Source organism: Magnetococcales bacterium, from assembly GCA_015231925.1.
GTDB lineage: Bacteria > Pseudomonadota > Magnetococcia > Magnetococcales > JADGAQ01 > JADGAQ01.
In genome coordinates this window covers 1-8,634 of the sequence record JADGAQ010000180.1, presented here as the reverse complement: position 1 = coordinate 8,634, position 8,634 = coordinate 1, and the positions used below count along the sequence as shown (strand labels likewise).

Sequence of the window (8,634 nt, the reverse complement as noted above, 5' to 3'; positions counted from 1 at the left end):
GCCCGGACCATCCCGTGCTGATCGACCACTTCCTGAGGCGGGCCATCGAGGTCGATGTCGACTGCGTGGCCGACGGCAGGGAAGCCGTGGTGGCCGGGATCATGGAACATATCGAGGAGGCGGGTGTTCACAGCGGGGATTCGGCCTGTTCCCTGCCGCCCTATTCCATCTCTCCCGAGGTGGTGGCGGAGATCGAGCGGCAAACCATCCTCATGGCCCTGGCGTTGGGGGTCAAGGGGTTGATGAACGTGCAGTTCGCCGTTCAGGGCCAGGACATCTTCATCCTGGAGGTCAACCCGCGGGCCTCGCGCACGGTGCCTTTCGTGGCCAAGGCCACGGGGGTGCCCTTCGCCAAGATCGCCGCCCGTCTCATGGCGGGGGAGATGTTGAGCGACACCGGTCCTCGGGCCCGGCCCCAACCCAAACACATCGCGGTGAAGGAGGCGGTCTTCCCCTTCGAGAAGTTCCCGGGTGTGGACACGGTTCTGGGGCCCGAGATGAAATCGACCGGGGAGGTCATGGGACTGGCCGACTCGTTCCCGGTGGCCTTCGTCAAGGCTCAGGACGGTGCGGGAACCCTGCTGCCCGTTCCGGGAAAATGGAACGTGGAACAAAAGGCCTTGATTTCCGTGAAGGATGAGGACAAAGCTCTGGTGGTGGAACCGGCGCGGCGGCTTCTTGAGATGGGCATTCGCATCTGCGCCACGGAGGGTACCGCCCTCTATCTGGAATCCCAGGGCATTCCGGTGGATCGGGTGCGTAAGGTGACTCAGCCCCGGCCCCATATCGTGGATGCCATGAAAAATCGGGAAATCGCCCTGGTCTTCAATACCACCCGGGACAAAAAAGCCCAAGTGGATTCCTTTCCGATCCGGCGTACTGCCCTTATGATGGGCATACCCTACTTCACCACGGTCGAGGGCATGAAGGCGGCGGTTGAGGCCATGACGGTTCCGGCTGCCACGCGCTTTCATTGCAAGGCCCTGCAGGACTACTATTAAGGGCGGAACGTTTCACCCAGGGGCATCGTAGCCGGTTCTTCCGGATTTCATTGGCAGTCGAGAGTATAGGCGGGGCGCCATGTCACAGAAAGTTCCCATGACGTTGGAAGGGGCGGAGCGATTGAAGGCCGAGTTGAAGCGTCGCAAGACGACGGAACGGGCCCGCATCGTGGAAGCGATTTCCGTGGCTCGCGAACACGGCGACCTCTCGGAGAACGCCGAGTATCACGCGGCCAAGGAGCAGCAGTCCTTCAACGAGGGGCGCATCCAGGAGCTGGAGACGCAGCTGTCCAACGCCGAGGTGATCGACACCAGCCGACTGACCTCCCGCAAGGTGGTCTTCGGCGCCAAGGTGGTGCTGGAGGATGACGAGTCGGGGGAAGAGGTGAACTACCAGATCGTCGGCGTCGAAGAGGCGGACCCCCACCTGGGCAAGATCTCCATCTCCTCCCCGCTGGCCCGGGCGCTGTTGGGCAAGGAAGAGGGCGACACGGTGGATGTCAAGGCTCCGGGTGGGATGCGTCGCTACGAGTTGGTGAATCTGAGTTATTGACACGGGAGTTCCGCCCCACCTCATGGCCCGTTCTACCCGTACCCCGAGCAGTACCCGCTGGATGCAGGAACACCTGCAGGATCCGTTTGTCCGTCTGGCGCGGGAAGAGGGGTATCGGTCGAGGGCGGCTTTCAAGTTGCTGGAATTGCAGGAGCTGGTCAGAGGCTGGCGCGGCGGTTGCGGATTGCTGGGAACGGGTATGCGCCTCGTGGACCTGGGAGCGGCCCCCGGCGGCTGGACTCAGGTGGCCTGCCGCGCCGGCTGTCGGGTGGTGGCGGTGGATCTGCTTCCCATGGACCCCGTTGCCGGGGCTGTAGTGCTGCAGGGCGATTTTCTGGAAACGGCGATGCTGCAGGCGGTGCTGGATGAGCTGGCCTCTTTCGAGGCGGACTCTCCGGGACGCCAGCTCGCCGATGTGGTCCTTTCCGATATGGCTCCCAATATGACGGGTATCCGGGCGGCGGATCAGGCCCGGGAGGAGTCGTTGGCGGAGGTGGCCTTCTCTTTTGCCCACCAGGTGTTGCGTCCGGGGGGCAGTCTGGTGATCAAGCTTTTTCAGGGACCGGGGGGACAGGAGTTGACCCGTCAGGCCAGGGAGTGTTTCGCTGCCGTCAAGGTGGCCAAACCGCCTGCCAGCCGGGGTCGCAGCCCCGAATATTATCTGATCGGCACCGGTTTTCGCGGTGACCGGAGAGCTGCCCCTTCCTTGGCGGCGGAGGACGAATGATGCGGATTTTGAAACAGGCCCTGACCTTCGACGACGTGCTGCTGGTTCCCGCCCACTCCGTGGTGTTGCCGAAGGATGTCTCCCTGCAAAGCCGGTTGACCCGGAACATCATCCTGAACATCCCCTTGCTGTCGGCGGCCATGGATACCGTCACCGAAGCCCGGACCGCCATCGCCATGGCCCAGGCCGGAGGAATCGGCATCATCCACAAGAACCTTTCGGTCAAGGAGCAGGCCAATCATGTGCGCGTGGTCAAGCGCTTCGAGGCCGGGCTGGTGGTCGATCCGGTGACGGTGCGTCCGCAGAACTCCCTGCACGAGGCCATCGTTCTGATGCGGGAGAACGGCATATCGGGCATTCCCGTCACCAAGGAGGACGGATTGCTGGTGGGCATTCTCACCCATCGGGACGTGCGTTTCGCCACGGATATGACCCTGCTGGTGAACGAATTGATGACCCCACGGGAGAAGCTGGTCACGGTGGAGGAGGGGGTCGATATGGCGGAGGCCAAGCGCCTCCTGCATCAGCATCGCATCGAAAAGCTCCTGGTTGTGGACAAACAGTTCCGTTGCGTGGGACTGATCACCGTCAAGGATATCGAAAAAGCCCACACCTATCCCGACTCCAGCAAGGACGAGACGGGTCGTCTTCGGGTCGGCGCCGCCGTCGGCGTGACCGCGGAGGATCGCCGGCGCGTGGTGGCCCTGGCGGAGGCGGGGGTCGACGTGCTGGTGGTGGATACCGCCCATGGCCATTCCGAAGGCGTTCTGAAAATGGTGGCCTGGATCAAGGACAAACATCCGGAAACCCAGGTCATTGCCGGCAATGTGGCGACGGCCGGAGCGACCCGTGACCTGATTCGCGCCGGAGCGGACGCCGTCAAAGTGGGCATCGGACCCGGCTCGATCTGCACCACCCGTATCGTGGCCGGGGTGGGGGTGCCGCAGGTAACCGCCATCTCCGATTGCGCGGAAGAAGCCGATTCCGCCGATGTGCCCATCGTGGCCGACGGCGGCATCAAGTATTCCGGGGATGTGGCCAAGGCCATTGCCGCCGGAGCCTCCACGGTGATGATGGGGTCCATGTTCGCCGGAACCGACGAGGCCCCCGGCGAGGTCTTCATCTTCCAGGGACGCACCTACAAGACCTATCGCGGCATGGGTTCCCTGGGGGCCATGACCCGAGGCTCCAAAGAGCGCTACTTCCAGGACGAGGTGGAGACCTCCAAACTGGTGCCGGAGGGCGTGGAAGGGCGGGTGCCTTACAAGGGACCGTTGCACAACATCCTGCACCAGTTGACGGGCGGTTTGCGGGCAGCCATGGGTTACACCGGCTGCTCCGACATCGCCTGTCTGCGCAGCAAACCCCAGTTTGTGCAGATTACCAATGCCGGGCTCAAGGAGTCCCACGTCCACAACGTGGTGGTGACCCGGGAAACGCCGAACTACAGCCTGGACTGAACCTCTCATGAATCAATCCTCCTGGCGCGACGACGGCGCCATTCACGCGGAACGCATCCTGATCCTCGATTTCGGCTCCCAGTACACCCAGTTGATCGCCCGCCGGGTGCGGGAGGCGCGGGTCTATTCGGAGATCCATCCCTGGAGTCTCTCCCAGGCGGAGATCGAAGCCTTCCGGCCCACCGGGATCATTCTTTCCGGTGGACACCGCTCGGTTTACGAAGAGAACGCTCCCCGTGTGGACCCGGCCTTGTTCGGGATGGGTGTTCCGGTTCTGGGCATCTGCTACGGCTTGCAGTTGATGGCCCACCTGCTGGGCGGTCGGGTGGAGCCGTCGGCACACCGGGAATATGGTCCCGCACGAGTGGTGGCGCTGGAGGATGGCGGGCCGCTATTCGGACGCTTTTTCGCCGAAGGGGACGCGGATGTCTGGATGAGCCACGGGGATCGGGTGGAGAGCCTGCCCGCCGGTTTCCGCACGGTGGCCCGCAGCGACAATGCCCCGGTGGCGGTGATGGCCGACGACAGTCGCAAACTCTATGGCGTGCAGTTTCACCCCGAGGTGAGTCATACCCCCCGGGGCCATCTGATTGTGGAAGACCTGCTGCAGAAGGTGTGCGGTTGCCAGGGGCGTTGGACCTCGGCGGCGTTCATCGATTACGCCGTGGGCAACATCCGCCAGCAGGTGGGTTCGGATCAGGTGGTTCTGGGGCTTTCCGGGGGGGTGGACTCCTCCGTGGTCGCGGCCCTGGTGCATCGCGCCATAGGGGATCAGTTGACCTGTGTCTTCGTGGACAACGGGTTGCTGCGCCTTGACGAGGGTGATCAGGTCATGGAGACCTTTGCCCGCCACATGGGGGTGCGCATCGTGCGGGTGGATGCGGAGGAGCGTTTTCTCTCCCGACTGGCGGGAGTGAGCGATCCGGAGAAGAAACGTCGTATCATCGGGCACACCTTCATCGAGGTCTTCGAGGAGGAGGCCGGTCGCCTTACCGATGCCCGCTGGCTGGGGCAGGGGACCATCTACCCCGATGTGATCGAATCGGCGGGGGCCAAGTCAGGTGTGGCCACGGCCATCAAGTCGCACCATAACGTCGGCGGTTTGCCGGAACGCATGGGCTTGAAGCTTCTGGAACCCCTGCGGGAGCTGTTCAAGGACGAAGTGCGGCGGGTGGGGCGGGATCTGGGTTTGCCCGAAGAGTTGATCGGGCGGCACCCCTTCCCCGGACCGGGGCTGGGCGTGCGTATTCTGGGGGAGATTCGCAAGGAGTACGCCGACCTGCTGCGTCGGGCCGACGCCATTTTCATTCAGGAGTTGCGTGCGGCGGGACTCTATGATCGCATCGGTCAGGCCTTTGCGGTCTTCCTGCCGGTGAAGAGCGTGGGGGTCATGGGTGACAACCGGACCTACGAGTATGTCGTGGCCTTGCGCGCGGTGGAGACCCGGGATTTCATGACCGCCTGGTGGTACCCCTTGCCCCACGAGTTGCTCGGTCGAGTTTCCAACAGGATAATCAATGAGATATCCGGAATCAACCGGGTGGTCTACGACGTGACGTCCAAGCCGCCGGGCACCATCGAGTGGGAATAGGAGCGTCTGCTAGCCATAAAAAATTTTTGTGTGCCCACCGTTGCTTGACAGCCGCTTCAAAGGCAGGCACCATGCGTCTATTAGGATTTCATGAAACAGGTGCCGGCTCTTGAAAATCGTTTTGGCGACGCGCAACCGCAAAAAAGTCGAGGAACTGCAACGGGCAGCCTTGGGCAGATCCTTGGAGCTGGTCACGCTGGACGCCTACCCGGACTGTCCGGATGTGGTGGAAGATGGACAGACCTTCCGGGAAAATGCCATTAAAAAGGCCGTGGCAGTGGCCCGGTTCACGGGTTGCGCGGCGTTGGCGGACGACTCCGGTCTGGAGGTGGAGGCCTTGGCTGGCCGCCCCGGTGTCCATTCCGCCCGATACGCACGGGTTGGGGCTACGGACAGTGAGAATGTCGCCCGACTTCTGGAGGAGTTGGCCGGGGTTGAGGAGTCCGCACGGCAGGCCCGGTTTGTCTGTGTGCTGGCCATGGCCGGACCGGATGGTCGGGTCGAGATTTTCGAGGGGACGGTCTCGGGGCGGATAGGTTATACCGTGACGGGGACAAATGGTTTCGGCTACGACCCGGTCTTTTTTCCGGAAGGCGAGAAGCGAACCTTTGCCGAGATGGAAGGCCGGGAGAAGGATGCCATGAGCCACCGGGGCCGGGCGTTGGCCTCGTGGGTGGCTGCATTGGATCGATGGTTGGTTTAAGTTTCGCTCATTCATTCCTAGTCGGATCGCGAGGAGCTGCCCATGTCAAGATTGGTACCACCTCATGGGGGGGGTAGTCTGAAGCCCCTGCTGTTGAAGGGCGTTGCGCTGAAAGAGGCACAGGAGCGGGCTACCACGATGGAGCAGGTTTCCATCACCTCGCGGGAGAGCTGTGACCTGATCATGCTGGGTATCGGCGCCTTCACCCCCCTGGATGGTTTCATGGGCAAGGCTGATTGGCAGAGTGTCTGCGACACCACCCATACGGCCAACGGTCTTTTCTGGCCCATCCCCATCACCTTGTCCACCAGCGAGACGGTCGCCGAACGGATCCGTCTGGGGCAGGAAGTGGCTCTGGTGGATGAAGAGACCGGCGAGACCATGGCCATTCTCACGGTCCAGGAGAAGTATTCCATCGACAAGCAGCATGAGTGTCGGTGCATCTTCCAGACCGACGACATGGAACATCCCGGTGTGCAGAAGGTGATGAACCAGGGGGCCATCAATCTGGCGGGCCCGGTTCAGGTTCTGTCGGAAGGCGAGTTTCCCCTCAAGTATCCCGACATCTACAAGACCCCGGCGGAGACCCGCGCCATTTTCGAAGAGAAGAAGTGGCACAAGGTGGCGGCGTTCCAAACCCGCAACCCGATGCACCGTTCCCACGAATATCTGGCCAAAGTGGCCATCGAGGTTCTGGACGGCGTCTTGATTCACCAGATCCTGGGCAAGCTCAAGGCGGGCGACATCCCCGCCGAGGTGCGGGCCAAGGCCATCGACGTGCTGTTGGAGAAGTACTTCGCCAAGGATACGGTGATTCAGGCCGGTTATCCCATGGAGATGCGTTATGCCGGTCCCAAGGAGGCCCTGCTGCACGCGGTCTTCCGGCAGAACTACGGTTGCTCCCATCTCATCGTCGGGCGGGACCACGCCGGTGTCGGCGACTACTACGGCCCGTTCGATGCCCAGTACATTTTCGATCAGGTCAGTGAAGAGGCCTTGCGCACCCGGCCCCTGAAGATCGACTGGACTTTCTATTGCTACAAGTGCGCGGGCATGGCTTCGATGAAGACCTGCCCTCACGGCAAGGAAGACCGGCTGCTTCTGTCGGGCACCAAGCTGCGCAAGCTGCTTTCGGATGGGGAGCAGCCCCCGGCGGAGTTCAGTCGTCCGGAGGTTATCGCCATTCTGCAGGAGTATTATGCGTCCCTCAAGGATGGGGAAAAGGTGGAAATCAAGATGCATAAGGCGGCGACGGGCGTTTGAGCCGCAAGGGCGATGTCGTTAGTGAAAACTGTTTGAAGCCAAGCCAATGAGGAGAAGGTGTCATGCCGAGTTTTGTGATGGCGGAGAAGTGTGATGGTTGCAAGGGGCAGGACCGGACGGCGTGTATGTACATTTGTCCCAGCGACATCATGAAGCTGGACAAGGAGCGGATGAAGGGATTCAACCAAGAACCCGATCAATGCTGGGAATGCTACAACTGTGTGAAGATTTGCCCGCAGCAGGCCATTGAAGTACGTGCTTATGCCGACATCGTGCCCATGGATGGCAAGGTCATCCCCATGCGCGGTTCCGACTCGATCATGTGGACGATCAAGTTCCGCAATGGCAACCTCAAGCGTTTCAAGTTCCCCATCCGGACCACCCCCGAGGGATCGATCGATCCTTATGCGGGCAAGCCGGCTGCGGACATGTCCCGGATCGGCAAGCCCGGGTTTTTCACTCACGAGGGCGAGCTGGCGGTTCTGCCCAAGTAATTTGGTCATTCAGGCAACGGGCTTAACCAGGACTTGTTGACGAGGAGAGACGATGGGCAGCTTTGGAAATCCTGATATCGTTGAAGTGGATACCGACATCCTGATTATCGGTGGTGGGATGGCGGCGTGTGGCGCGGCTTTCGAGATCATGCGCTGGAAAACGCCTGACATGAAGGTCCGGTTGGTTGACAAGGCCGCCATGGAGCGCTCCGGCGCCGTGGCCATGGGTCTGTCGGCCATCAATACCTACCTGGGTCCGCAGGATCCTTCCGACTACGTGCGGATGGTTTCCAACGACCTCATGGGCATCGTGCGCGATGACCTCATCTTCGACGTGGGTCGTCATGTGGACGATTCCGTGCATCTGTTCGAGGAGTGGGGCCTTCCGATCTGGAAGCAGCCCGGCGACGAGAACAAGAGCCTCAAGGAAGGCGGCAAGCCGGTTCGTTCCGGCAAGTGGCAGATCATGATCAACGGCGAGAGCTACAAGGTGATCGTGGCCGAAGCCGCCAAGAAGGCTCTTGGCATGGACAACATCCAGGAGCGTATCTTCATTGTGAAGTTGATCCTGGACTCCAAGGAAGAGAATCGTATCGCAGGTGCGGTCGGCTTCTCCAATCGTGAGGACAAGATCTACGTCTATCGCGCCAATGCCATCCTGCTGGTGGCTGGCGGAGCGGTGAACGTCTTCCGTCCCCGTTCCGTTGCGGAAGGCCTGGGTCGTACCTGGTATCCCGTGTGGAACGCCGGTTCGACCTATGCGATGGCGGCCCTCTCCGGCGCCGAGCTGACCATGATGGAAAACCGTTTCGTGCCCGCCCGCTTCAAGGACGGTTACGGCC

9 protein-coding genes are annotated in these 8,634 nt (G+C 61.7%); all 9 read left to right on the top strand.

The window, feature by feature from the left end; translation table 11 throughout:
- On the top strand, positions 1–1,001 hold a 1,001-nt coding region (locus HQL56_16015; protein ID MBF0311022.1), incomplete at its 5' end, for an ATP-grasp domain-containing protein.
- Between the two features lie 79 nt (positions 1,002–1,080).
- Positions 1,081–1,554 carry a transcription elongation factor GreA gene (greA, locus tag HQL56_16010; protein ID MBF0311021.1) on the top strand — a complete coding sequence of 158 codons (474 nt, stop codon included), beginning with the start codon at positions 1,081–1,083 and terminating at the stop codon, positions 1,552–1,554.
- 22 nt (positions 1,555–1,576) lie between these two features.
- Positions 1,577–2,281 carry an RlmE family RNA methyltransferase gene (locus HQL56_16005; protein ID MBF0311020.1) on the top strand — a complete coding sequence of 235 codons (705 nt, stop codon included), beginning with the start codon at positions 1,577–1,579 and terminating at the stop codon, positions 2,279–2,281.
- Positions 2,278–3,741: an IMP dehydrogenase gene (gene guaB, locus HQL56_16000; protein ID MBF0311019.1), complete on the top strand. Its 1,464-nt coding sequence runs from the start codon at positions 2,278–2,280 to the stop codon at positions 3,739–3,741. Before HQL56_16005 ends, guaB begins: the two co-directional genes overlap by 4 nt.
- A 7-nt stretch (positions 3,742–3,748) precedes the next feature.
- Positions 3,749–5,332, top strand: coding sequence for a glutamine-hydrolyzing GMP synthase (gene guaA, locus HQL56_15995; protein ID MBF0311018.1), 1,584 nt, complete (start codon positions 3,749–3,751; stop codon positions 5,330–5,332).
- A 109-nt stretch (positions 5,333–5,441) separates the two neighbouring features.
- A complete protein-coding gene (locus tag HQL56_15990; protein MBF0311017.1) occupies positions 5,442–6,035 on the top strand; it encodes an XTP/dITP diphosphatase in 594 nt (197 codons plus the stop codon).
- 42 nt (positions 6,036–6,077) lie between these two features.
- Complete coding sequence (gene sat, locus HQL56_15985; protein MBF0311016.1) at positions 6,078–7,298, top strand: sulfate adenylyltransferase; 1,221 nt, start codon at positions 6,078–6,080, stop codon at positions 7,296–7,298.
- 62 nt (positions 7,299–7,360) lie between these two features.
- The gene (gene aprB / locus HQL56_15980) at positions 7,361–7,792 is read left to right on the top strand and encodes an adenylyl-sulfate reductase subunit beta (GenBank protein ID MBF0311015.1); all 432 of its coding nucleotides are present in this window, start codon (positions 7,361–7,363) and stop codon (positions 7,790–7,792) included.
- A gap of 52 nt (positions 7,793–7,844) precedes the next feature.
- Positions 7,845–8,634: FAD-binding protein (locus tag HQL56_15975; GenBank protein MBF0311014.1), on the top strand; the 790-nt coding region annotated here is incomplete at its 3' end.

Bases quoted from the DNA above. Each gene is read 5' to 3' on its own strand.
- greA (MBF0311021.1), top strand. From the start codon at position 1,081: ATGTCACAGAAAGTTCCCATGACGTTGGAAGGGGCGGAGCGATTGAAG.
- HQL56_16005 (MBF0311020.1), top strand. From the start codon at position 1,577: ATGGCCCGTTCTACCCGTACCCCGAGCAGTACCCGCTGGATGCAGGAA.
- guaB (MBF0311019.1), top strand. From the start codon at position 2,278: ATGATGCGGATTTTGAAACAGGCCCTGACCTTCGACGACGTGCTGCTG.
- guaA (MBF0311018.1), top strand. From the start codon at position 3,749: ATGAATCAATCCTCCTGGCGCGACGACGGCGCCATTCACGCGGAACGC.
- sat (MBF0311016.1), top strand. From the start codon at position 6,078: ATGTCAAGATTGGTACCACCTCATGGGGGGGGTAGTCTGAAGCCCCTG.
- aprB (MBF0311015.1), top strand. From the start codon at position 7,361: ATGCCGAGTTTTGTGATGGCGGAGAAGTGTGATGGTTGCAAGGGGCAG.